This is a genomic window from Parvibaculum lavamentivorans DS-1, from assembly GCF_000017565.1.
Lineage (GTDB): Bacteria > Pseudomonadota > Alphaproteobacteria > Parvibaculales > Parvibaculaceae > Parvibaculum > Parvibaculum lavamentivorans.
Genome location: NC_009719.1, coordinates 3,387,824 through 3,411,839 on the forward strand (window position 1 = coordinate 3,387,824; position 24,016 = coordinate 3,411,839).

Consider the following 24,016-nt stretch of genomic DNA (forward strand, 5'->3'; position numbering starts at 1 on the left):
AAATGAGCGTTCTCAACCTATCGAAGTGGAACATTGCAATCGGCGATGGTCAGCCGCTTTTCTGCATCGCGGGCCTCAATGTCCTCGAAGACAGAGACCTCGCATTCGAAACCGCGCGGCACCTGAAGGCCGTTATGGAGAAGCTCGAACTTCCCTTTGTTTTCAAGGCCAGCTTCGACAAGGCAAACCGTTCGTCCATCAAAAGCTATCGCGGCCCCGGCCTTGAAAAAGGCCTCGCCATTCTCGCCGAAGTGAAAGAGAAATTCGACCTCCCGATCGCGACCGACATTCACGACGAGACGCAGGCGGAGGCGGTTGCCGAAGTTGCAGACCTTGTGCAGATCCCGGCATTTCTCTGCCGCCAGACGGATCTCGTCGTTGCCGCCGCGCGCGCGACGCACAAGGCGGGTGGCCTTCTCCATGTGAAGAAAGGCCAGTTTCTCGCGCCCTGGGATTGCCGCAACATTGTTTCCAAAATCAAGGAAGCGGCAGGCGCCGATCTCACCATTCTCTGCGAACGCGGCTCTTCCTTCGGCTACAACAACCTCGTCGTCGACATGCTCGCCTTCGCCGAAATGAAAAAACTCGGAGTTCCCGTAACCATCGACGCGACACATGCTGTGCAGCTTCCGGGCGCCGATCCGCGCACCGGCGGCGCATCGACAGGCGGGCGGCGCGACGGCGTACCGATAATTGCCAAGGCCGCCGTGGCGGCAGGTGCGGACGGGGTGTTCCTCGAATTTCATCCCGAACCCGACAAGGCGCTTTGCGATCCATTGAGCTGTCTTCCGCTTGCAGGCGCCGAAGAACTTTTCGCAAGCCTCAAAGCCATTCGCGCGGCAGCAGTCTAGCGGATATACTTCCTCAACGCAGACAGCAGGAAGAAGAGGCGTTCCTTGGCCGCGAAGAAGCTTACGCATCTCGACGAAAAGGGCGCAGCCCGCATGGTCGACGTATCGTCGAAGCCCGTCACGTCGCGCAGCGCGACTGCCAAGGGCCGCGTTACAATGCAGCCTGCAACGCTGAAGCTGATCGCAGAAGACGGCCTCAAGAAAGGCAATGCGCTCGAAGTCGCGCGGCTTGCCGGCATCATGGCGGCAAAGCGCACAGCGGACCTCATTCCTCTTTGCCACCCGCTTGCCATTACCAAGGTCGAAGTCGATCTCAAGATGGACAAGAAGGCCGGAACCGTCGAGGTCGAGGCGACGGTGAAGGTGGCAGGCCAGACCGGCGTCGAAATGGAGGCTCTCACCGCAGTCAGTGTTACCTGCCTGACGCTCTACGACATGGCGAAAGCCGTCGATCGCGGCATGACGATCGGAGACATTCGTCTCACTCGAAAAACCGGCGGCAAGTCGGGCGACTACAAGGCAAAGTAGCTTATGGCACAGCACCCTCTCCTTCCCGTCGAGGAGGCGCGAGCCCGCATCATGGCGGCGCTCCGGACCACCGAGAAAGAGAGCTTGCCGCTTGCGCGGGTACTGGGACGTTTCCTGGCGGAAGAAGCGATAGCGCGGCGAACGCAGCCGCCTGCCGATCTCTCTGCCATGGACGGCTATGCGGTCCGTGCCGCCGATACGCTCACTGTGCCTGCGCGTTTGCGGGTCGTCGGAGAGGCGCCTGCAGGCGGCGCATATACTGAGCATCTGAATGAAGGCGAAGCCGTTCGCATCTTCACCGGTGCGCCTTTACCGCAAGGCGCCGATGCAGTCGTAATTCAGGAAGACACATCGCGCGAAGGCGATGTGGTGGTTATCGAAGAAACCGCGACAGCCGGGGACCACGTTCGTGTATGCGGTCTGGATTTCCGGACTGGCGATCCGGGCATGCCCGCTGGCCGCAAACTTTCGCCTGCCGACATCGCGCTTGCCGCCGCGATGAACCTTCCTCAACTCGAGGTTCGCAAGCAGCCTGTTATCGCCTTCTTCTCGACCGGCGACGAACTCGTGCGGCCGGGCGCGGAGCCTGGTCCGAACCAGATCATTTCCGCCAACAATGATGGTCTCGCGGCCCTCATTCTGGAGGCGGGCGGCATTCCCCTCGATCTCGGCATCGCACGCGACACTGTGGGCGACATTCGTGAAATAGCGGCGCGCGCGGAACATGCCGACATGCTGGTCACGCTTGGCGGTGCCTCGGTCGGCGACCACGATCTCGTTCAGGAAGCCCTCACGCCCCTCGGCCTCGACATCGATTTCTGGAAGATCGCGATGCGTCCTGGCAAGCCGTTGATATTCGGCAAGCTGGGCGACACGCCGATGCTCGGCCTCCCCGGCAATCCGGTATCCGCGCTCGTTTGCGCGATACTTTTTCTGCGTCCGGCCATCATCCGCATGCAGGGCGGCGATACAGCGTTGCATCTGACGCAAGCACGGCTTGGGGCGGACCTGCCGCAGAATGGCTCGAGGGAAGATTACATCAGGGCGGGCCTCGACCATGTGCCTGGCGAAATTCACGTCGCCACACCCTTCCCGATTCAGGACAGTTCCATGCTGTCGGTCCTGGCGGATGCCTCCTGTCTGATCGTCCGCAAGCCACACGCGGAAGCCGTGCAAGCGGGTGGAATCGTTACGGTTTTGCCGCTCCGACGCTGACTTATCCACAAATGCGCTTGACACCCTCGCGAGAACTAAACTAGAACAAGTTTCAACGTTTTTGTTTTGTTCCAAAGAGCCCCACAGGGCTCACAGGGCGACCGGAGGGGCTGAAGTCGATGCTGACACGCAAGCAACATGAGCTGCTGATGTTTATTCATGAGCGGATCAAGGAAGGCGGCGTTTCCCCCAGCTTCGATGAAATGAAAGAGGCGTTGGACCTTCGCTCCAAATCCGGCATTCACCGGCTCATCACCGCGCTGGAGGAACGAGGCTTTATCCGCCGCCTGCCCCATCGCGCTCGCGCACTTGAAATTCTCAAGCTTCCCGATGCGGCGTCCCCAAGCCTCGCCATGGCACGCGGACGGGGCTTTTCGCCGAGCGTTATCGAGGGCGGCGCGCAGCCCAAACCCAGCAGCCGGGACCTTGCCCCCGCACGCAGCTCCGGCGATACGATGACCCTCTCCGTCATGGGACGAATTGCTGCCGGCACACCGATCGAGGCATTGCAGGAAGAGAGCCATCAGGTCAGCGTGCCGCTGAACCTTCTCGGATCCGGGGAGCATTATGCGCTTGAGGTAAAAGGCGACTCGATGATCGAGGCCGGTATCCTCGACGGCGATACGGTTCTCATCCAGCGTTGCGATACAGCAACGAGCGGCGACATCGTCGTTGCACTCGTCGATGGCTATGAAGCCACCCTGAAGCGCCTGCGCAAGAAGGGAGATTCCATCGCTCTCGAAGCCGCAAATCCGGCCTATGAGACGCGTATCTTCGGACCTGACCGGGTCAAGGTTCAAGGAAAGCTCGTCGGCCTTCTTCGCCGCTACTGATCTCCGCGGCGCTGTACCCAAGGCCTGTTGCCGCGCGCCGCAAGCGATGTCGTCACATCAATACCGCCGCTTTCGGTGAAGGTCAGTGCTGTCGCACCGTTGCGCCAGAAGCTGAAATAATCCAGCAGCAGTCGCGCATCGCATTCGCGCCGGATGCGATATGGAACGGATATTTTCGCAATCACGATATCCGCCTTGGCGCAATCCTCAACCACCGCATCGAGTGTCCCGGCAAAAGCGATTACCGGGCGCCCCTCCTCCTTGTAGATGCACCCGTGCCTGTCACATGCGAGGGCTTCCGATTTCGACGCCTCTCTTGGCCGCCTTCCATCACCATCATGCCGCAGCCATTGTTCGGCGGCGTAGGCAGGGCGAGAGGATGTGAGCGCAAGCGATCCATTTGCCGTACGAACCGCAAAGAGTGCGGCATCGCGATCAATCAGGACATCCGGTCTTGAGGCTGCCCCCCAAAGCGCGAGCCCTGCCACCATTGGCACTATACCGGCAAAGCGCCACTTCTCGCGCCAGAGCGCAAGCCACAAACTGCCCAGCACAACAAGCAACAAAGCACCAAGCGGCGCCTCCGGCACTAGCCGGTCGGCGCCGTTCCAGCTCGCTACTTCGTGAGCGACAAGCAGCATGCCCTCTACACCTTTTCCCATTGCCCACAAAGCCGGACCGTCCAGGCCGAAGGGCATCAGAAGCAAGGAGAGAAGCGCCATAGGCATGACGACGATACCGACGAGCGGCATCGCGGCCATGTTGCCGGCGAGACCATAAAGAGCGATCCGGTTGAAGTGGTAGGCGGCGATAGCGCCCGTCGCTGCGCCGGCCACGATACTGGTCAACGCTATTCCCAGCACATACGAGCCGGCGAGCGCGGGCAAGGCTCCGAGGCCGGTGGCACGCGGCCTTGACGTCCAGCTCCGCATCCAGCTGCTCTCGTAGAAAGCGATCAAGGCGATCACTGCTGCGAAAGACATCTGAAAACTCGCCCCGATCAGACTGTCCGGCCGCCAGAGAAGGATAACCAGGGCTGCGAGCATGACATTCCGCATGGTCAGCGCCGGGCGGTCCAGAAGGATCGCGAGGAACATGAGCGAGATCATGATCCATGCGCGTTGCGTCGCTATCGCGGCACCCGAAATCAACAGGTAAAAAGTGGCGCCAAATAGTGCCGCTGCAGCTGCCCATTTCTTGATCGGATACCGAAGCGCCATACTTGGCCAAAGCGCAAGAGCGGCACGTACGACCCAAAAGACCGATCCGGCGAAAAGCACCATATGCAGGCCCGATATCGACAGCACATGGAAAATGCCCGCCGCCCGCAAATCTTCCGAAACATCGTCCGGGATGCTCGCCCGCTCTCCATTTATAAGGGCGGCCGCCACGGCGCCGCTGGTGCCCCCCACGACTGAGCGGATCCGTTCTCCAATCCTCATCCTCAGATCGGCGAGGACGGCGCGATCTCTTCCGGACGGTGGCGACAGTTCCTCGGGGAGCGTATAGGCGAAACCAACGGCGCCCATTCCGTCAAACCATGCCTGCCGGGCGTAATCGAACCCACCCGGCTGCACCGGTTCCGGCGGCGGCATCAGTCTCGCTCTGAGCGTAACCACGGCCCCAGGCCGTAAAACCGCCCCGCGCAACCGAACGCTGATTCTCACTTTGGCCGGCGTTTCCGAAGCAGTTAGGCGCGCAAATGACCGTGGCTCCAGAATGGCGGAAAGACTGCCGCTTTCGGTGCTCTCAACGGCGACAACCTTGGCAACAAGGGGGCCCGACATTGGCCTTGCCAGCACAGGCGCGGCAACCATTTGCGCCCGCAAAACGGCGGCTCCAAAGCCCAGAAGGAGAAAAAAACCGATTCCGGCGCAAAGCGCTTTTACTGGATGATTCCGCGAGAGCCAGAGCGCCGCCAGCGCCAGTGGCAAAAGCACCGCAGCGGGCCAAGGCTGCGGCTCAAAACCGAGTGAAAAATAGGTTCCGACACCGGCTGCCACCAGTACCGGCGACCATAGAAAGAGCCGGTCGCTGTCTGCTGTAAAGGAGGCACGCAGCCACGCTGCTCCGAGGCCGGCTGCTTCGAAAGCGGCCCGGGCCCGAATCTTCAAAGACAGTCGTTTCGGCATACCGGCATCTAATGCCACGCCATTCCCCCAAAGCGGTCCCCGGAGCGTGCCGCATCCAGAGGAGTTACGCCTAACACCCTGCCACCAAACACTTTTCGTGGATCGTCCCCACGCTCATTTCGGACTTACGTTGCGTCGCCGCAATGTGGTAGAAAATCCCCTGCCCCCGCAGCGGACCCAAGGCATTGCGCCCTATTTCCGGGTCGAAGCTTGCCAACATTCAGTCTAGTTGCATACCCGCGCGGCTGCGGAGCCGGATCGCAGGAGATCATGACGGAAAAGAAGACAGTCATCACCCGTTTTGCCCCTTCGCCTACCGGGTATCTTCATATCGGGGGCGCCAGGACTGCGCTGTTCAATTGGCTGTTTGCTCGCCACCATGGCGGCCAATTCCTGCTGCGCATCGAAGACACGGATAGGGAGCGGTCAACAACCCCCGCTATCGATGCCATTTTCGAAGGCTTGCAATGGCTCGGGCTCAGCTGGGACGCCGAGCCTGTTTTCCAGGCGTCACGCGCCGCGCGCCATGTGGAGGCGGTGCAGGAATTGCTTGATCGGGGCAAGGCGTACCACTGCTACGCAAGCCAGCAGGAACTTGAAGAAATGCGTGAAAAAGCTCGCGCCGAAGGCCGCCCCATTCACTATGATGGCCGTTGGCGGGACCGGGACCCTGCTGAAGCTCCGGCAGGCGTGCGGCCTGTCGTTCGCTTCCGGTCTCCCAATGATGGAGAAACAATCGTCCGCGACCACGTTATGGGAGACGTGCGTTTTCCCAATGAACAACTGGACGATCTGATCCTTCTCCGAAGCGACGGAACGCCAACTTACAATCTTTCCGTCGTGGTGGACGATCACGACATGTCGATTACTCATATCATCCGCGGCGACGATCACCTCACGAACGCCGCGCGGCAGAGTCAGATTTATGAAGCCCTCGGCTGGGAAGTACCTGAATTTGCTCATGTCCCTCTGATCCATGGACCGGACGGCGCAAAATTGTCGAAACGTCACGGCGCTCTGGGCGCGGAAGCCTATCGCGACCTTGGCTATCTTCCTGAGGCGATGCGGAACTACCTCGTCAGACTCGGCTGGAGCCATGGCGACGATGAGCTGTTTTCTACAGAGCAGGCCATTGAATGGTTCAACCTCGAAAGTATTGGCCGTTCGCCCGCACGCTTTGATTTCGCCAAGCTCGAAAACCTCAATGGCCATTACATTCGTGAAGCGGATGACGAGCGCCTGGCCGACGAGACGATTGCACTGATGACCCGCAACGAAGGCTGGAAAACGGATGACGAGTTCCGGAAGAAGCTGATTGCGCTCATGCCAGGATTGAAAGAGCGGGCAAAGACGCTTGTTGAAATCGGCAAAGGAGCAGCCTTCCTGCTCGTTCATCGCCCGCTCACCTGTGACGACAAGGCATTGCAGCTGCTGAACCCGGAGGCCCGCGCCTTGCTTGCGCGCCTCGTCAGCCGGCTCGAAGCTCGCAACGACTGGATCCTCAGCGAAATTGAAACCACGGTTCGCGCCTTCGCGGAGGAGGAAAATCTCAAGCTCGGCAAGGTGGCACAGCCGCTTCGAGCAGCCGTGACCGGCAGCACCGTTTCTCCGCCCATTTTTGACGTGCTGGCGACACTGGGCCGCGACGAAGCGCTGGGACGAATAAAGGATCAAGCCGCATAGGCTCCTCACATTGTTGAGGGCTTTTGCGCGAGAAGACGACTTTTACAAACTGTCCGGCTCTACTGCTGAAACGCAGTGTACCAGCCGGCCAAACATGACAGGTAGGCAGGTATGACAAAATTCGGAACCAAAGCCGGCGCGATTTCAAACGCGACCCTTTCGGTGGACGGCAAGTCTTACGAGTTGCCAGTCTATGGCGGCTCACTCGGTCCGAGCGTCGTAGATATCTCCGCCCTATACGGCAAAAGCGGACACTTCACTTACGACCCTGGCTTCACGTCGACCGCTAGCTGCGAATCCGACATCACGTATATCGATGGCGAAGAAGGCGTGTTGCTGTATCGGGGCTATCCGATCGATCAGCTGGCCGATCACGGCAATTTCATCGAAACCTGTTTTTTGCTGCTAAATGGCGACCTGCCGACCGCAGCCGAATACCGGGAATTCGAGCGCGCCATCACCATGCACACGATGGTGCACGAACAGATGACCTTTTTCCTGCGCGGATTCCGCCGGGATGCTCATCCCATGGCCATCATGTGTGGCATGGTCGGAGCACTTTCCGCCTTCTATCATGACTCCACCGACATCAACGATCCCACGCAGCGCATGATCGCGAGCCGCCGCCTGATTGCGAAGATGCCGACGATTGCGGCGATGGCATACAAATATTCTGCCGGCCAGCCGATCGTCTATCCCCGCAACGATCTCGATTACGCGGAAAACTTCCTGCACATGTGTTTCTCGGTACCTGCCGAGCAATACAAGGTGGATCCCATTCTCGCTCGGGCGATGGACCGCATTTTCATCCTGCATGCCGATCATGAACAGAATGCCTCCACCTCGACTGTGCGGCTTGCCGGTTCGTCAGGGGCCAATCCCTTTGCCTGCATCGCCGCCGGTATTGCCTGTCTTTGGGGTCCGGCCCACGGTGGTGCAAACGAAGCTGCGTTGAACATGCTCCAACAGATCGGCACGGTCGACCGTATTCCTGAGTTCATCAAGCGCGCCAAGGACAAGAACGATCCCTTCCGTCTGATGGGCTTTGGTCACCGCGTGTACAAAAACTACGATCCTCGCGCGCGCGTGATGCAGCAGACATGCCACGAAGTTCTCAACGTGCTCGGCATCAAAGACGATCCGATGCTGGATGTAGCCTTGGAGCTTGAGAAGATCGCACTTAACGACGAGTATTTCGTCGAGAAAAAGCTCTACCCGAATATCGATTTCTATTCCGGCATCACCTTGAAGGCGATGGGTTTCCCGACGACGATGTTCACGGTTCTCTTTGCGCTCGCCCGTACGGTGGGCTGGGTCGCTCAGTGGAATGAGATGATCGAAGATCCGGGTCAGCGTATCGGTCGTCCGCGCCAGCTTTATACCGGCGCGCCGCGTCGCGACTATGTTGACGTCGGGAAGCGCAAATAGAAGCGCAAATAAAAGAGCTGATACAAAAAGGGCGCCTCTATAGGGCGCCCTTTTTCATTCAACAGGGGTAACGGGCTCCAGAATATCCAGCACCGCCCGAGCCGCACGTCGGCTTGGCGGCTCGCCTGTCACCCCCATGCGCACACGAAACTCGTCGAGATCCGCCAGAGCACGCCGTCTTTCCGGAGTGTCGCGCATCAATGGCCGTAGCCCCTGCAACAGATCATCTGCTTTGCAGCGACCCTGCAGATATTCTTGAACAGCGGGCCGGTCGAGAATGAGGTTTACGAGCACGACAGATGGCACCTTGAGTACTTTGAGCGCAAACCAGCCGACCAGCGCTTCGGCGCGATAAGCTATGACCATCGGAACGCGAGCCAGACCGAGCTCCAGCGCAACAGTGCCAGAGGCCGCAAGAGCCGCAGTGCTGGCATCGAAAGCCGCACGCTTTTCTTCATCGTCCTCGATGATTTCGACGTTCACCGGCCATCGCGTCACCGATGCTTCAACAAGTCCCCGCACATGCGGAACGGTCGGCACTAAAACTCGCAGTGATGGCAATTCGGCTGCGAGCTTCTCCACCGTCTCGCCAAAAATAGCGAGGAGATGCTTCACCTCGTTGATCCGGCTTCCGGGCAAAACCAGCAGAACCGGTCCCGTGGGGTCAATTCCCCGAGCGGCCCGGAACCGTGCGCCGCTTCCCTCATCAGGTATCCGGTTGATCGCGGGATGCCCGACATAGACGCAGTCCACACCGGCCGACTTCAGGAAGACCGGTTCAAAGGGTAGAAGAGCAAGAACACGACGTATGTATTTACTCATCGCCCGCGCGCGCCCCTGACGCCAGGCCCAGACACTTGGCAAAACATAATTGACGATGGGAATGGACGGAGCACGACGATAAATTCGCCGCGCAACCATATGAGTGAATTCCGGGCTATCAATCACAACGACTACATCAGGTTTCTTGTCGACAGCATGTCGCACTGTCTGCCAAATCCGGCGAAAAATAAGAGGAAGGCGCGGAATGATTTCGCGCGGTCCCATTACCGCAATATCAGACATGGGGAATATCGAGGGAAGTCCTTCTCTCTCCATACGGGGACCGCCAACTCCCGAGAAACGTATGGACCTGGTCGAAATTTCTCTCAATGCAATCATGAGGTCCGAGCCGAGCGCATCGCCGGAGGTTTCTCCAGCAACCAGCATAATATGAATGCCTTCTCGCTCGGCGGCGTTCACGGAACTTGCATCTCTATGCGGGCGCGGCTCAATCCCAACACAAAAAGCCCCTTCGCATTCGCGGCTCGAGCAACAGCTTCGCCGTCCACTACAAGAGTGCCGCCTGCTTCGACGGCAATTCCCGCCAGGCCTGCGGCGGCTGCGTTCTCGACTGTCTGAATACCGATCGTCGGCATGTCGACGCGGCGTTCTTGCCCGGGCTTTGATAACTTCACGAGTACACCGTCCGGCACTTCCGGCGATCCCGTCAGCTCAGCGGGCAATCGCGCCACACGATGAAGCATTTCGTCAGTCCCCTCCGCCGCTTCAAGGGCGAGGACAATACCCCGGCATGCTACCGCTCCCTGGCCGATATCCAATGCACCGATAGCGAGCGCTGCGCGAATGGCGGTGTCAATATCTCTCTCTTGCTGATCCGACGGCGCAGCTTTGGTGAGAAGCGCTTCCGGCATCAGCAAGCTCGCGGCAATCTCATGAGCGCCCACGACATGAAAACCATGATCTTTCTCAAAATACTCCGCCAGGCCGCGTAGAAGTCCATCGTCGCCTTCCTTCATCCAGCGCGCGACCCGAGGAAGCAGTTTCATGCCGGTCACGTCGAGCCCCAGCTTGCTGATATCGGGACGGCGGAGGCCTCCGATCAGCACAATGTCCTGACACCCTGCGCTCTTCAACAAACGAAGGAATTCGCCCATAGCTCCGAGCTTCACCCATGCATGCGGAAAGCGGGCGATGTCCTCATTCGCGGCCCCTTCGATACCCACGATAAAAACTTCGCGTCCCGCAGCCTGCGCCGCTTCCGCCAAAGCAACAGGCAAAGGACCGGCGCCTGCGGCTATGCCAAGTTTTCGAGGTTTCTCAACGGTGGTCATTCAGCCCGTTTTCATGCGGCCCGGTCATGCCGGGGCATACATATTGCGCGGTCCGATTCAGCGCGAATGAAATTCACGATATCCATGACTTCCGGATGGTCTGCGAATCGAGAAGCAGCGATCTCCACCCGTTCGCGTAATGTGCCTTCCTCGGAGAAGAGGACACCGTAAGCTTCCCGCATCGCCTGAATCTGTTCGCGCGAAAATCCCCGCCGCTTCAATCCGATGAGGTTGAGCCCCATTAGATGCGCGCGGTTTCCGACGACGAGCCCGTAGGGAATGACGTCATTCTCAACCGCGCTCATTCCTCCGACAAAGGCGTGTTTTCCGACGCGACCGAACTGATGAAGCGCAGCGCCGCCACCAAAGATGACGAAATCGCCGATCTTGCAGTGCCCCGCCAACATCACATTATTCGAGAACACCACATGGTCGCCGATAATGGAATCGTGTCCGACATGCGCGCTGGCAAGGAAGGCACAATGATTGCCGACGCGCGTCTGCATGCCGCCGCCCTCTGTACCGGGGTTCATCGTTACGTGTTCCCGGATGAGATTGTCCGTTCCGATATCCAGGGTGCTCGGCTCGCCTTTGTACTTAAGGTCCTGTGGTGGATGTCCGATGGACGCGAATGAATATATCTGCGTCCGCGCGCCAACCGTTGTTCGCCCTTGGATGACGACGTGGGAATGGAGAACAACGCCAGTGTCGAGGACGACATTTGGTCCAACAACGCAATAGGGGCCAACAGCCACATCCTGAGCGATCTGTGCCTTGGGATCGACAATAGCCGTCGGATGCACCTCGGTCATTTCGTCCCCTGACCGGCGATCATCGCACCAAGATCGCATTCAGCGACCAACTGACCATTGACCTTGCCCTCGCCATGGTACTTCCACACCGAACCACGGCTTTGAATCTTTGTGACGTGCACATGGAGCACATCGCCCGGAACAACCGGCTTTCGAAAGCGCGCGCGATCAACAGTCATAAAATAGACAAGCTGATTACTTCCCGATGTACCCAGATGATTGATGACAAGTGCGCCTGCCGTTTGAGCCATAGCCTCTACGATCAGCACTCCCGGCATAACCGGATGTCCGGGAAAGTGCCCCTGAAAGAACGGCTCATTGTTGGTTACATTCTTGATTCCGATAGCTGACTCATCGCTCTTCATCTCGATGATGCGATCGATCATCAACATGGGATAGCGATGTGGCAAAAGTTCCAGCACCCGATTTATGTCGGCACTGTCCAGCTTCTCCGGCACTTCAGCCTCGCTCATGCGTTCGTGTCCTTCCAGGGCTTTTCATTTCAGCTCAGTCGTCCGCCTTGGTGCCGGACCTGCGACGTCTGCCAAGCTTGCGCAGCTCTACGACCTCGCGACGCCATTCCGCAATAGGCTTCGCCGGCACGCCACCATACTGCTGGCCGGCTGGTACGTCATGAACCACAGCACCGCGCGCAGCAATTTGCGCGCCGGAATTTATTGTCAGATGGCCAGTAACACCCACCTGAGCCGCCAGGACGACGAAATCACCCAGCTTGGTGCTCCCGGCGATACCTGTTTGCGAGACAATAATGCACCCTCGGCCGATTTCCACGTTGTGACCGATCTGCACAAGATTATCGATCTTGGTTCCCTCACCGATCACTGTGTCGGGGCCCGCCCCCCGATCCACTGTTGAATTTGCGCCGATCTCTACATCATCCTGCACAATGACGCGCCCCAACTGCGGCACCTTCTCATGTCTCGGCAGGCCCATTGCGAAACCGAAACCGTCCTGGCCGATGCGTACGCCGGGATGGACCATTACCCTGTCTCCCAGATGAGCATGGCTGAGTGTGACGTTCGGCCCGATAAAGCAATCCTTGCCGACTGTGCACCCCTTGCCAACACTCGTGTTCGTGCCGATGACTGTGTTGTTGCCGATCTCTACGCCGGCTCCAATCGTGACGCCCGGCTCCAATGTCACCCCTGTCCCGAGTTTTGCTGTCGGATGAACCGTGGCTCTTGGATGAATTTCACCGCGCGCGCCGAATGTGTCCGCACCATGCGCCTCATCCGGATGAAATATTTGAGCTACAAGCGCGTAGGCACGGTAAGGCTGGTCGGAGAGGATCAGCGCAACATTGTCCGGCGCGCGCTCTGCGAAACGCGGATGGACAATGCAGGCGCCGGCCGCTGTGGCATAAAATGCTTCAGCATATTTCGGATTGTCGAGAAAGCTCAGATCGTTGGAGCCTGCGGTATCAAGCGGCGCCACGCCGGTTACGATACGGCTCCCATCATCAGCATCGGCAAGCGCGGCCCCGATGCGCCCGGCGATCTCGCCGAGCGACAGTGGCTCTTTTGCCTCGAAGAAGCGTTTGTCCGCCATAGCCGTCGTATCTCGGCGGCCGGGGAGCGGCGCGCCTGCCCTTTATGCTACTGACCGCTTTTCTGTGCGGCTGCCAACTCTTCGGCCGTCATCGGCTTCACTTCGACCGTCGTGAGCTTCTCGTTAAGCCGCTTCAACACCTCACCGGAAATATCGAGATCGGCGCCACCGGCGAGCACGACAGTCTGATCGAACAGGACTGTGCCGCCCCTCTCCCGCAGAACCTCGGCAAAGATGGGGCGCAGTGCCGCCTCCACCTTTGAGTTGGCCCTCTGCAGACCCAGTTGGAGCGACTGCCCCTTGCGCTGCATCGATTGCTGGAATTCGGCTTCTCGCTTCTGCAAGGCCTGGAACTTCTTTTGAAGGTCCTCGGGTGAAAGAAGTGCGCGCTCTTCGCTCAGCTTCTTGGCGTCCGCCTGAATGGCGTCCTCAGTCTTCTTTCCTTCGGCCTGAAGTTTTTTCGCCTGATCTTCAAACTGTGTACGAATGCTCTGCCCGACCTTCGACTGCGCGAAGACGGCTTCCGTATCGACAATGAATATCACGGCAGGTGTCGCCGCTACGGACATTGACGGCAATGAAACACCTGTCGCCAGCGCCGCAGCGACCAGAAGGCGCGAAACAATCAACTTGAACTTCATTTACGAACGCCCCTTTGAGCTTTGTTATGGACCTGCTCGCGCGGTCCTTAGAACGATGTACCAGCGCTGAAGCGGAAAGCTTCCCTCTCGTCATAGGGCTCATCCAGCAGCACTTGCGCGAGATCAAGCCGGATGGGTCCGAATGGCGACTGCCAATAGAGGCTGACACCCACCGACGCGCGCGGAGCGAAATCATCGACAATGCCCGGATAGAGCGCCTGGTCATAGTCAGACAAACCAATAAACCCACCGTCGGTGAATAGGGAAGTCTTGATCCCCAATGCTTCTGGCAGTCCGTTCGGGAAGGTAATTTCAGCGGTGCCGAAGATATAAGCGGTCGCACCAACCGCGTCCTGGTTTGTCGAAACTACGTCTCGAGGACCGATGCCTCCGCGGGCAAAGCCACGGATATTGTTTCCGCCTTTGAAGAAATGATCGTTCAAGGGCACATCGTCACCGAGACCGTAGATATAACCGCCATCGAGACGCCAGCTCGTCAGGAATTCCTTGGACAATTCGTAATAGTAACGAGTGAGAATTTCGGTCGATACATAGCGGACGGTGCCGCCGAGACCGGCGAAGTTCTGGGTGAACAGGAAGTCCCAACCGCCCGTCGGCTCCACAGGATCATTGCGGTTATCGTAGTAGTAGTCGTAGCCAACGATGGACCGGAACTCCGTACCTTCGGCGTCCTTTACGATCGGAGACACGCAATAGGTTCCGGGCACATAAGCCGGATCAGTACAGGAAAGGTAACGGACGTTGAAAATCTCGTCGAAGCGGAACTGATACCGCAACAGGAAACGGCTCTTTTCCGAGAGAGGGAAACCGAACCGGAGCCCGAAGCCCTGCGAACGAGAGTCGAATGAGGATTCGTTCTGAAAGTTGGTCTCACTTCCGAAAAGATCTATGCCGCCGAGAAGGTTGCGGTCCAGGAAATAGGGGTCCGTATAGTGGAATTCGATCAGCTGGCGGCGCTTGGAGATCGAAAGCGCAGTGCTCAACTGAAGGCCTCGACCGAGGAAATTCCGTTCCGATAGCTGGATGCCGGCCACAGCATTATCAAGCGTCGAAAAACCCGCACTGAGCGAGAGTGAGCCCGTCGACTGCTCCTGGACGTCGACATTGACGATCGTCTTGTCGGGCGCAGAGCCCGGGCTTTGCGTCACTTCGACTTTGCTGAAGAATTGCAGCGCGCGAATATTCTTCTCGGATCTGTCGAGCAGAACCTTGTTGAAGGCGTCGCCTTCAGCCATTCGCATTTGACGGCGCACCACCCTGTCGAGAGTACGCGAGTTACCGGTGATATTAATCCGTTCGACATAAACGCGCGGACCTTCGGTGATCTGGAATGTCAGATCGATCACGCGTTCGTCGCGACGCCGTTTGATACGCGGGCGGACCTCCGCGAAGGCATAGCCGCTGGTGCCGGCGGCAAAGGTCAGCGCATCGATTGTCTCATCGATAAGCCCGGCGTTGTAGACGTCGCCCGACTTCGGCAACAGAAGCGCTTCAAGCTCTTCCTTGTTCAGCTTGTCCAACTCGGTCGTAACCTCGACCTCGCCAAACTCGTAGATTTCTCCCTCTTCCACAGTGAATGTGATGTGGAAGGCGGCATCGCCGCGGCTCAAGTCTGCCACAGCGGAAACAACTCGGAAGTCGGCGTAGCCGCGCTGAAGATAATAGCGGCGCAGAAGTTCGCGGTCATAGGTCAGACGATCAGGATCATAACTGTCGGATGATGACAGAAACTTCCACCAGGCAGACTCGCCCGTCGAAATCACTTCTCTCAATGTTCCGTCACTGAACTCGTCGTTGCCGATAAAGTTGATCGAGGCGATTTTGGTCTTCGGACCTTCGGTGATTTCAAAGACGAGATCGACGCGGTTCTGCGGAAGCTGAATAACCTTGGGTTCGACGGTAGCCGAGAAACGTCCGCTGCGACGGTACAGCTCGATCATCCGCGTTACGTCGCCCTGCACCTTCGCGCGCGTGTAGACCACGCGCGGCTGAAGCTGCACTTCCTTTTTCAGATCTTCTTCCTTGAGCGCACTGTTTCCTTCGAAGGCGACGCGATTGACGATCGGGTTCTCGACCACGGACACAACGAGACGCGAACCGTCGAGATGCATCGTTATGTCTGCAAAAAGGCCTGTACCAAAAAGCTGCTTGAGCGACTGGTCGGCGACCTGAGGGTCGTACTCTGTTCCCGGCGTAATCAGCATGTAAGAGCGGACAGTTTCCGCTTCGATGCGCTGATTTCCCTGAACGACGATTTCACTGATGACAGGCTGTTCTGCGGCGTATGCAGCAGAGACACCGAATTTGCCTTCGCCGGCACCCCAGCCAGCAATGAGCCACGCAAGAACAAACGCCACGGAAATCCGTACCGCACGCGCAGTCATGGTCTTGTTATCGGCCAGTCGCCCCATCTCGTCCCCTAACCTGCCACGCAGTGCCGTAATGACACCGCCCGCCTAGAAACTTTCATTGTCGCAGATACGATCTGCTTCCGTCGATCAGCTGAATAGTCCACTCAAAAATGAAAAGACCTGCAGATGAACCAGGTCGTTCCATGTGGCGAATACCATCAACATCATGACGAGCGCCAGACCGATCCTGAATCCATATTCTTGTGCCTGTTCGCCCAGCGGACGTCCGCGAACCGCCTCTACGGCGTAATACAGAAGATGACCGCCATCGAGCATCGGCACCGGAAACAAATTCAAAAGCCCGATACTTACAGAGAGCATCGCGGTCATACTGATGAGCGCCGCGAAGCCGATAGTGGCGACCTGACCTGAAACCTGCGCAATGCGCAAGGGGCCGCCCAACTGATCTGGATCTTCGGTTCCGGTGAAAATGCCACCGATATAGCTGAGGGTGCGTTCGGCCACGAACCAGGTTTCCTTGGCCCCTAGCCAAAGCGCAGTTACCGGGTCGCTTCGCACAACCTCAACATTGCCGCTATCGACGTGACGCACGATGCCCAGCATGGCTATGCGATGCACATTTCCAAAACGGTCGGTAACTTCCTGAACCTCAGGTACAGCCGTCAGCGCGACCGTTTCTTCGCCTCGCGCGACATCAAAGCGGAGTTCGGCACCGCCATTGCCCGTAACAATGCGCTGCATCTGCTCGAAGCTGGCGATCGGCGATCCGTCGATCGCGACAATCCGGTCGCCCGCCACAAATCCAGCCGCAGCAGCGGCGCTGTCCGGCCTGACTTCATCCACCACCGGCGTCGCGATGCTGCGACCGAGAAAGGTGAAGATGCAGGCGAAAATCACCGTCGCCAGAATGAAATTGGCGATGGGCCCCGCCGCCACAACGGCAGCACGCTGATGCAACGGTTTGAAATGAAAGAGCCCGGAGCGCTCTTCAATTGGGGTTCGCTCCAGTTGCTCCCGGCTCGGCATGCTTGCTGCGTTTTCGTCACCGGCGAATTTGACGTATCCGCCCAGGGGAATCCAGCTCACCTTCCAGCGTGTGCCGTGGCGATCATTCCAGCCGAAAATCTCCCGGCCAAACCCGATGGAGAAGGTGCTGACCTTGACCCCGCACCAGCGCGCCACCGAGAAGTGACCCAACTCATGGAAAAAGACGACCACGGTCAAAACAAACAGGAAAGGAATGAGGTAGCTCCAGAGAGACTCTCCAAAGCCGCCAAGCCCTGCTAGCAGATCCATCGCGTTCAAGCTGTTATCCCACACAAGAGCGGCGCGGATCGCCTTCCATCAAAGGCGACCGAACCGTTTCCCCCACTATACCTGTCGTATTCCCCAAGTCGTAACGACTCGTGATCGACTGCCGGACAGACTACGTCAGCGGGCGCGATTTTGCACCCATTCCTCGGTCTGAATCCGCGCAATCCGGTCAATTTCGTAAACTGTCTCCAAGTCAGCCGGGACCGCAACGGCGCCTGTTCCGAGAGCCAGAACGGACGCAACCGCCGAAGCAATATCCAGAAATCCGATACGGCCGGCCAAAAACGCCGCAACGGCCACTTCGTTGGCTGCGTTCAGGACCGTTGACGCAGCTGCGCCGGCACATAATGCCTCCCGCGCAAGGGCGAGGGCCGGAAAGCGTTTGAAATCAGGTGCTTCGAAGGTTAACTGCCCTATCTGAGCAAGGTCAAGCCTCGCGCAGGGCGTCGCCATCCTGCTCGGCCAGGCTAGTGCATAGGAGATGGGCGTACGCATATCCGGTGAGCCGAGCTGAGCCAGGACCGAGCCATCTTCATAGGCCACCATGCTATGGACGATGGACTCAGGATGAATAATGACGTCGAGGCGGGGCTCGCCAACCGGGAAGAGGTAGTGGGCCTCTATCAGCTCGAGCCCCTTGTTCATGAGCGTTGCGGAGTCGACCGAAATTTTTGCTCCCATGTCCCAGCGCGGATGGGCGACAGCCTGTTCCGGGGTTGCAGCAGCCATCTCGGCCTCGCTCCACGTCCTGAACGGTCCGCCTGAGGCTGTCAGAACTATCTTCTCCACCGAACCGAGCTGGTTCGCGTCCAGCACCTGGAATATGGCGTTATGTTCGGAATCGACCGGCAACAACGTGGCACCGGATTTCGCCACTTCTTCAAGGAAAAGCGGGCCGGCCGATACCAGACACTCCTTGTTCGCCAGCGCTACGCAGGCGCCGCGCCTCACCGCGGTAAGCGTAGGCGCCAGCCCCGCCGCGCCGACGATGCCCGCCATTACCCAGGCAGCAGAGCGGCCCGCGGCGTCGATCACGGCTTCCTCGCCCGCCGCGACCTCGATGCCGGTCCCCTGAAGGCCTTCCTTGAGCTCCGTATAGAGGCTTCGATCGGCAATAACGGCAAGTTGCGGCCGGTGCTGTCGCGCCTGTTCGATCAGTCGGCGGACGTTCCGATGCGCCGTCAGCGCCACGAGGTCAAACCCGTCTCTGTCGCGCGCGATCAGGTCGAGCGTCGAACATCCGATCGAGCCGGTGGAACCGAGGATGGTGATGCTCTTCCTGCCGCCTGCCGCCGCCCGGGAGCTTGCGCCTGTTTCTGCGTTATGAGCCTCTGCGATCAGGGCCAAATCAACACTCCTGCGGCGGGTGAGGCGGCGCTATGGGCCAATGCCAGTGCAGCCGCACCGACGGCAACCGCGATAAGACCATCGACCCGGTCCAGGATACCCCCATGCCCGGGGATAAGCGTACCGGAATCCTTTACGCCCGCCCGCCGCTTGAAAGCGGATTCCGCGAAATCCCCTGCTTGTTCGAAGATGGCCAGAACGGCAGCAACGACAGCCAGCAATGCGGCTGAACCTTCACCGAGCCAGGCGGACGTGGCAACTGCAACCGCCACCGCACCCGCCATGCCGCCGATCAGTCCGGCCCAGGTCTTTTTCGGCGAGATGCGTGGCGCCAGCTTGGGGCCGCCAATGAACCGGCCTGCAAAATAGGCGCAGATGTCTATGGCCCATACCGTTGCCAGAAGCCAGACGACAACCACCAGCCCCAGCGCCGGATCCGTCCGAAGCCAGATCAGCGCGACCAGCGGCAGCAACAGATAGGGATAGGCGACCAAGGCGGGCCAGAGCCTTTCTCGTTTCCAGCTTCGGGCGGCCAACTCAAAAGCGAGGCCGGCTGCGGACGCGGCCAAGGCGGCTGCCGCCAATCCAGCCGACGCGAGCGCGATCGCCACGAGCGAGGTTGCCGCCAGAAGACCCGCACGGCGAAGTCCTCCTCCGCCAAACAGCAAGCCTGCAATTTCATGCGCCATCAGCACCGCTGCAGCGGCCAGCATCAGCGAAAAAGCCCAACCGCCATACCACACGGCCACAAGAACGACGGGAGCCAGAACCAGCGCCGACAGAATTCTGACCCGCAGATCGCTACGCTGAACTGGAGTTATATCGCCCGATTGCGCGCTTGGCCGTTCACTCATCCGTTCACGCCTTGCCGCCTGGTTCCGGTTCTCCGACCGCCCCGAACCGCCGGCTTCGCCGCTGATACTCGGCCACGGCATCACGAAGGCAATCCGGAGTGAAGTCCGGCCAGAAAATGTCCGAGAATACGAGCTCCGAATAAGCGCTCTGCCATATCAGAAAATTCGAGAGACGCTTCTCGCCGCTGGTGCGGATGATGAGGTCGGGATCCGGCACGCCGGCCGTGTCCAGAAAACCGGAAATGGTCTCGGGCGATATTGCTTCCGGATCGAGCCGGCCTGCCTTGACTTCGTATGCCATACGGCGCGCCGCGGAAGCTATCTCGTTCTGACCGCCGTAGTTAAAGGCAATCACAAGTTGCAGCCTGTCATTGCTGCGGGTCAAAGCTTCGGCCTCGTCGATCAGCGCCACGATGTCTGCGTCGAGATGATCGCGTTCTCCGATGATACGGACCCGCACTCCATTCTGGTGAAGCTCGGCAAGATCACGCCGGATAAACAGCCGCAGGAGGCCCATGAGGTCGTTGACCTCTTCGACAGGGCGTTTCCAGTTCTCCGAACTGAAGCCGTAAAGCGTGAGGTATTCGATGCCCAGCTCGCCGGCTGCGCGCACGATCACACGGACCGTCTCCACACCCTGGCGATGACCGGCCGCGCGCGGAAGATGGCGCTTTGCCGCCCAGCGGCCGTTGCCGTCCATAATGATGGCGACATGCCGGGGCGGCTTGCCCGGCGCTATGTCGCTCATCTTATGGCTGGACGTCAGCATCTTATCCTCAGGTTTCCATTCAATAACGGCTGATAACGTCACATCTTGACGCCGCAGGGATGCGGCATTCACACCTGCATAATATCAGCTTCCTTGTGAGCAAGAGCAGCGTCGATTTCGCCGATGACCTTGTCCGTCAACTTCTGCACCTTTTCCGACCAGCTCTTGTGATCGTCCTGGCTCATATGTGAGTCTTTTTCGAGGCGCTTGAGTTCATCCATCGCATCGCGGCGGACGTTGCGCACGGCGATACGGGCCTGCTCGGTATATTTGGCCGCGATCTTCGTCAGTTCCGCGCGGCGCTCCTGGTTGAGCTCGGGAATGGGCAGGCGGATCAGCATGCCATCGACATTGGGGTTCAAGCCGAGCCCCGAGCTGCGGATGGCCTTCTCGACGGCGGAAATCATCCCCTTATCCCAGACCTGCACGGTCAGCATGCGCGGCTCGGGAACGCCGATCGTACCCACCTGGTTGATGGGCATGCTCTGCCCATAGGCTTCCACCACAATCGGCTCCAGAAGACTTGCTGTCGCCCGGCCGGTGCGGAGGCCCGCAAATTCCTGCTTCAGCGACTGGAGCGCTCCCCGCATCCGGCGTTCCGTATCGTCGATGTCGAAAGTCGTGTCAGCCATTTTCTGTCCTTTTCTTCTGGTCGATCGAGCTCAGGCCGCGTCGGAGATTATGGTGCAGCGGCCGGCACCGGTGAGAACTTCGGCGAAGCCTCCCGGTTCGTCGATCGAATAGACGATGATCGGAATTGCATTCTCGCGCGCCAGCGCAATCGCGGAGGCATCCATTACCTTCAGGTCGCGGGCGAGGACGTCCATGTAGGTCAGCCTGTCATAGCGTTCGGCATTGGCAACCTTGTGCGGATCCGCCGAATAGACGCCATCCACCTGGGTTCCCTTGAGCAGGGCGTCGCAGCCCATTTCCACAGCGCGGAGGGCAGCGGCAGTATCTGTCGTGAAGAAGGGGTTGCCGGTGCCGGCGGCGAAAATCACCACACGGCCCTTTTCCATGTGGCGGACGGCGCGGCGGCGGATGTAGGGCTCGCAAACCGTCATCATCGGAATGGCCGACTGGACGCGCGTGGGAACGCCGATGGCTTCGAGGGCCGTTTGCATGGCGAGCGCATTCATGACGGTGGCCAGCATGCCCATATAGTCGGCGCTGGCGCGCTCCATGCCCTTGGCGGCGCCGGAGAGGCCGCGGAATATGTTCCCGCCGCCGATCACCAAGCAGACCTGAACGCCTGCATCGATGGCCTGCTTTATGTCGCGCGCGACGCGGTCGACGGTGTCGAGATCGATCCCGTACTGAGCGGGGCCCATCAAAGCCTCGCCAGAGACCTTGAGAAGAACGCGCGAATAAAGAGGTTTATCAGACATTTACAGCGTTCCGTTGCGGCTGGCCCTAAGGCCGTTTCTGGACGTGCGCCTGAGCGGACATTGCCCGAATCTCGGCTCCCCCGACAATAACGCCCCCAGCACCGTCTGGCGAAGGGGGCGTTACTTCAATCGGCAATTCGTCTCAGCCGCGAGCGGCAGCCGCTACTTCGGCCGCGAAATCGGACTCTTCCTTCTCGATGCCCTCACCGAGAGCGAAGCGCAGGAAGCCGACGACCGTAATGGGAGCACCCACATCGGCTTCTGCTGCCTTTACGGCTTTTTCGACCGTATCGTCGGGATTGATGACGAAGGCCTGCGAGAGGAGGACGACTTCCTCGTAGAACTTGCGGATGCGGCCCTCGACCATCTTCTCGATGATGTTGTCGGGACGGCCGGATTCCTTGGCTTCCGCGATCAGGACATTGCGCTCGCGCTCGACGAGGGCGGGATCCATCTCTTCCTTGCGGGTCGCCAGCGGGTTGGTCGCGGCGATGTGCATGGCGATCTGGCGGCCGAGTTCGAGGAGCTTCGTCTTGTCGCCCTTGGACTCCAATCCGACCAGCACGCCGATCTTGCCGAGGCCGGGAACGACCTGGCTGTGGACGTAAGCCGCCACGGCGCCGTCGCTCACGGAGATGCAGCCGGCGCGGCGGACGCTCATGTTCTCGCCGATTGTGCCAACCATTTCAGTCACATAGTCCTGAACGGACTTGGACGAGCCGGGATAGGTCGAGGCGACGAGCTTGTCGAAATCGCCTTCGACCGACAGCGCCGCCGAGGCGATGTCGGACACCATCTTCTGGAACTGCTCGTTGCGCGCCACGAAGTCGGTTTCGGAATTCACTTCGACGATCGCGCCGGCGGTGCCGTTCGCGACAACGCCGATAAGGCCTTCGGCGGCTACGCGGCCAGCCTTTTTGGCGGCTTTCGCGAGGCCCTTGGTGCGCAGCCAGTCGATGGCTGCTTCCATGTCGCCGCCCGTTTCGGTGAGGGCGGATTTGCAATCCATCATGCCTGCGCCAGTGGTCTCGCGCAGTTGTTTCACCATGCTCGCGGTGATTTCAGCCATCGGATGTCCTCGGTTTCTGTCGCCCCAGCGGGGCTCAGGTCAGGTTTGGCCCGGCATCAAATGCCGGGCCTAATGACTTGATTCCGTTGCCCTAATCAGGCTTCGGCGGCGGCCGGAATTTCGACCGCAGGTTCGGCTTCGGCACCGACATCGACGCCGGAGGCCGACTGGCTCTGCGAGATGCCGTCGATGACGGCGCGCGAGACCAGATCGCAATAAAGGCTGATCGCGCGGGCAGCGTCGTCATTGCCGGGGACCGGGAATGCGATGCCGTCCGGGTTCGAGTTGGAATCAAGGATCGCGACGACGGCGATGCCCAGTTTGCGGGCTTCCTGGATCGCGATTTCTTCCTTGTTCGTGTCGATGACGAAGATCAGGTCGGGCAGACCGCCCATGTCCTTGATGCCGCCGATGGCGCGCTCAAGCTTGTCGCGCTCGCGGGTCAGGTTCAAAACTTCCTTTTTCGTCAAGCCCTTAGCTTCGCCGGCGAGCATCTCGTCGAGCTGGCGCAGGCGCCGGATCGAATTCGAAATGGTCTTCCAGTTGGTCAGCATGCCACCGAGCCAGCGGTGGTTGATGTAGTACTGGGCGCACTGGCGGGCAGCGGCAGCGACGGGGTCCGACGCCTGGCGCTTGGTGCCGACGAAAAGCACGCGGCCGCCACCGGCGACGACGTCGCGGACGGTGACGAGAGCCTGATGCAGAAGCGGAACAGTCTGCGCCAAGTCTATGATATGAATGTTGTTTCGGTCACCAAAGAGGAAGGGCTCCATCTTCGGATTCCAGCGGTGGGTCTGGTGGCCGAAGTGAACGCCGGCTTCCAGCAATTGACGCATAGAAAAATCGGGAAGTGCCATGGCACTTGTGCTCCTTTTCCGGTTGAACCTCCGCGGGGAGTGAACGACTGATGTCGCACCGGACCGACTAACCCTATGTTTTCCTTGAGAAAAGGAAGTGGGAGAGCCGAACCCCGCGTGTGGAATGGCGCCTTGATAGGCTTAAAAGCGGGAAAAAGCAAGCGTTACAGCGTCTTAGGCGGTTATCCCCGGCCGACTGTCATCGAACCGTCAACGAAC

Annotated in this window: 22 protein-coding genes; 6 read left to right on the forward strand and 16 right to left on the reverse strand. The window is 59.3% G+C overall.

Annotated features, from left to right (window positions below; all coding sequences use genetic code 11):
• Positions 1-2 precede the first annotated feature (2 nt).
• The 4 genes from kdsA to lexA all read left to right on the forward strand — a co-directional run bounded on the left by kdsA (position 3) and on the right by lexA (position 3,427).
• Entirely contained in the window at positions 3-851 is an 849-nt protein-coding gene (gene kdsA, locus PLAV_RS16145; RefSeq protein WP_012112107.1) for a 3-deoxy-8-phosphooctulonate synthase, read from the forward strand.
• Positions 852-896: 45 nt separating this feature from the next.
• A complete protein-coding gene (gene moaC / locus PLAV_RS16150; RefSeq protein ID WP_012112108.1) occupies positions 897-1,379 on the forward strand; it encodes a cyclic pyranopterin monophosphate synthase MoaC in 483 nt (160 codons plus the stop codon).
• Between the two features lie 3 nt (positions 1,380-1,382).
• A complete protein-coding gene (locus tag PLAV_RS16155; protein WP_012112109.1) occupies positions 1,383-2,594 on the forward strand; it encodes a molybdopterin molybdotransferase MoeA in 1,212 nt (403 codons plus the stop codon).
• A gap of 119 nt (positions 2,595-2,713) precedes the next feature.
• Entirely contained in the window at positions 2,714-3,427 is a 714-nt protein-coding gene (gene lexA / locus PLAV_RS16160; RefSeq protein ID WP_012112110.1) for a transcriptional repressor LexA, read from the forward strand.
• On the opposite strand, the gene PLAV_RS16165 is transcribed toward lexA, so the two are convergent.
• On the reverse strand, positions 3,421-5,559 hold the full coding sequence (locus PLAV_RS16165; RefSeq protein WP_083762613.1) for a ComEC/Rec2 family competence protein: 2,139 nt from the start codon (positions 5,557-5,559) through the stop codon (positions 3,421-3,423). The genes lexA and PLAV_RS16165 overlap by 7 nt on opposite strands.
• Positions 5,560-5,829: 270 nt before the next feature.
• Between PLAV_RS16165 and gltX the strand changes: the two genes are divergently transcribed.
• On the forward strand, positions 5,830-7,242 hold the full coding sequence (gene gltX, locus PLAV_RS16170; RefSeq protein ID WP_041536077.1) for a glutamate--tRNA ligase: 1,413 nt from the start codon (positions 5,830-5,832) through the stop codon (positions 7,240-7,242).
• Positions 7,243-7,353: 111 nt separating this feature from the next.
• A complete protein-coding gene (gene gltA, locus PLAV_RS16175) occupies positions 7,354-8,670 on the forward strand; it encodes a citrate synthase (protein ID WP_012112113.1) in 1,317 nt (438 codons plus the stop codon).
• A 54-nt stretch (positions 8,671-8,724) separates the two neighbouring features.
• Here gltA and lpxB read toward each other — a convergent pair whose 3' ends face one another.
• The 15 genes from lpxB to rpsB all read right to left on the reverse strand — a co-directional run bounded on the left by lpxB (position 8,725) and on the right by rpsB (position 23,797).
• Positions 8,725-9,912, reverse strand: coding sequence for a lipid-A-disaccharide synthase (lpxB, locus tag PLAV_RS16180; RefSeq protein WP_041536078.1), 1,188 nt, complete (start codon positions 9,910-9,912; stop codon positions 8,725-8,727).
• Complete coding sequence (locus tag PLAV_RS16185; protein ID WP_012112115.1) at positions 9,909-10,784, reverse strand: LpxI family protein; 876 nt, start codon at positions 10,782-10,784, stop codon at positions 9,909-9,911. The genes lpxB and PLAV_RS16185 overlap by 4 nt, the downstream gene beginning before the upstream one ends.
• Positions 10,785-10,795: 11 nt before the next feature.
• Complete coding sequence (gene lpxA, locus PLAV_RS16190; protein ID WP_012112116.1) at positions 10,796-11,596, reverse strand: acyl-ACP--UDP-N-acetylglucosamine O-acyltransferase; 801 nt, start codon at positions 11,594-11,596, stop codon at positions 10,796-10,798.
• Positions 11,593-12,069 (reverse strand): 3-hydroxyacyl-ACP dehydratase FabZ, encoded by a 477-nt coding sequence (gene fabZ, locus PLAV_RS16195; RefSeq protein WP_012112117.1) that lies wholly within the window; start codon positions 12,067-12,069, stop codon positions 11,593-11,595. The genes lpxA and fabZ overlap by 4 nt, the downstream gene beginning before the upstream one ends.
• Positions 12,070-12,103: 34 nt before the next feature.
• Positions 12,104-13,165 carry a UDP-3-O-(3-hydroxymyristoyl)glucosamine N-acyltransferase gene (gene lpxD, locus PLAV_RS16200; protein ID WP_012112118.1) on the reverse strand — a complete coding sequence of 354 codons (1,062 nt, stop codon included), beginning with the start codon at positions 13,163-13,165 and terminating at the stop codon, positions 12,104-12,106.
• A 47-nt stretch (positions 13,166-13,212) separates the two neighbouring features.
• On the reverse strand, positions 13,213-13,806 hold the full coding sequence (locus PLAV_RS16205) for an OmpH/Skp family outer membrane protein (protein ID WP_012112119.1): 594 nt from the start codon (positions 13,804-13,806) through the stop codon (positions 13,213-13,215).
• A gap of 47 nt (positions 13,807-13,853) precedes the next feature.
• Positions 13,854-16,238 carry an outer membrane protein assembly factor BamA gene (gene bamA / locus PLAV_RS16210; RefSeq protein ID WP_012112120.1) on the reverse strand — a complete coding sequence of 795 codons (2,385 nt, stop codon included), beginning with the start codon at positions 16,236-16,238 and terminating at the stop codon, positions 13,854-13,856.
• An 87-nt stretch (positions 16,239-16,325) separates the two neighbouring features.
• Complete coding sequence (rseP, locus tag PLAV_RS16215; RefSeq protein WP_041536837.1) at positions 16,326-17,495, reverse strand: RIP metalloprotease RseP; 1,170 nt, start codon at positions 17,493-17,495, stop codon at positions 16,326-16,328.
• 135 nt (positions 17,496-17,630) lie between these two features.
• Positions 17,631-18,860 carry a 1-deoxy-D-xylulose-5-phosphate reductoisomerase gene (locus tag PLAV_RS16220; RefSeq protein WP_012112122.1) on the reverse strand — a complete coding sequence of 410 codons (1,230 nt, stop codon included), beginning with the start codon at positions 18,858-18,860 and terminating at the stop codon, positions 17,631-17,633.
• Positions 18,851-19,714, reverse strand: a complete 864-nt coding sequence (locus tag PLAV_RS16225) for a phosphatidate cytidylyltransferase (RefSeq protein WP_012112123.1) — start codon at positions 19,712-19,714, stop codon at positions 18,851-18,853. The genes PLAV_RS16220 and PLAV_RS16225 overlap by 10 nt, the downstream gene beginning before the upstream one ends.
• Positions 19,715-19,718: 4 nt before the next feature.
• A complete protein-coding gene (locus tag PLAV_RS16230; RefSeq protein WP_012112124.1) occupies positions 19,719-20,483 on the reverse strand; it encodes an isoprenyl transferase in 765 nt (254 codons plus the stop codon).
• Positions 20,484-20,551: 68 nt separating this feature from the next.
• Positions 20,552-21,115 carry a ribosome recycling factor gene (gene frr, locus PLAV_RS16235; RefSeq protein WP_012112125.1) on the reverse strand — a complete coding sequence of 188 codons (564 nt, stop codon included), beginning with the start codon at positions 21,113-21,115 and terminating at the stop codon, positions 20,552-20,554.
• Between the two features lie 30 nt (positions 21,116-21,145).
• On the reverse strand, positions 21,146-21,871 hold the full coding sequence (pyrH, locus tag PLAV_RS16240; RefSeq protein ID WP_012112126.1) for a UMP kinase: 726 nt from the start codon (positions 21,869-21,871) through the stop codon (positions 21,146-21,148).
• Positions 21,872-22,013: 142 nt separating this feature from the next.
• Complete coding sequence (gene tsf / locus PLAV_RS16245; RefSeq protein ID WP_012112127.1) at positions 22,014-22,940, reverse strand: translation elongation factor Ts; 927 nt, start codon at positions 22,938-22,940, stop codon at positions 22,014-22,016.
• 95 nt (positions 22,941-23,035) lie between these two features.
• Entirely contained in the window at positions 23,036-23,797 is a 762-nt protein-coding gene (rpsB, locus tag PLAV_RS16250) for a 30S ribosomal protein S2 (protein ID WP_012112128.1), read from the reverse strand.
• Positions 23,798-24,016: the final 219 nt, after the last annotated feature.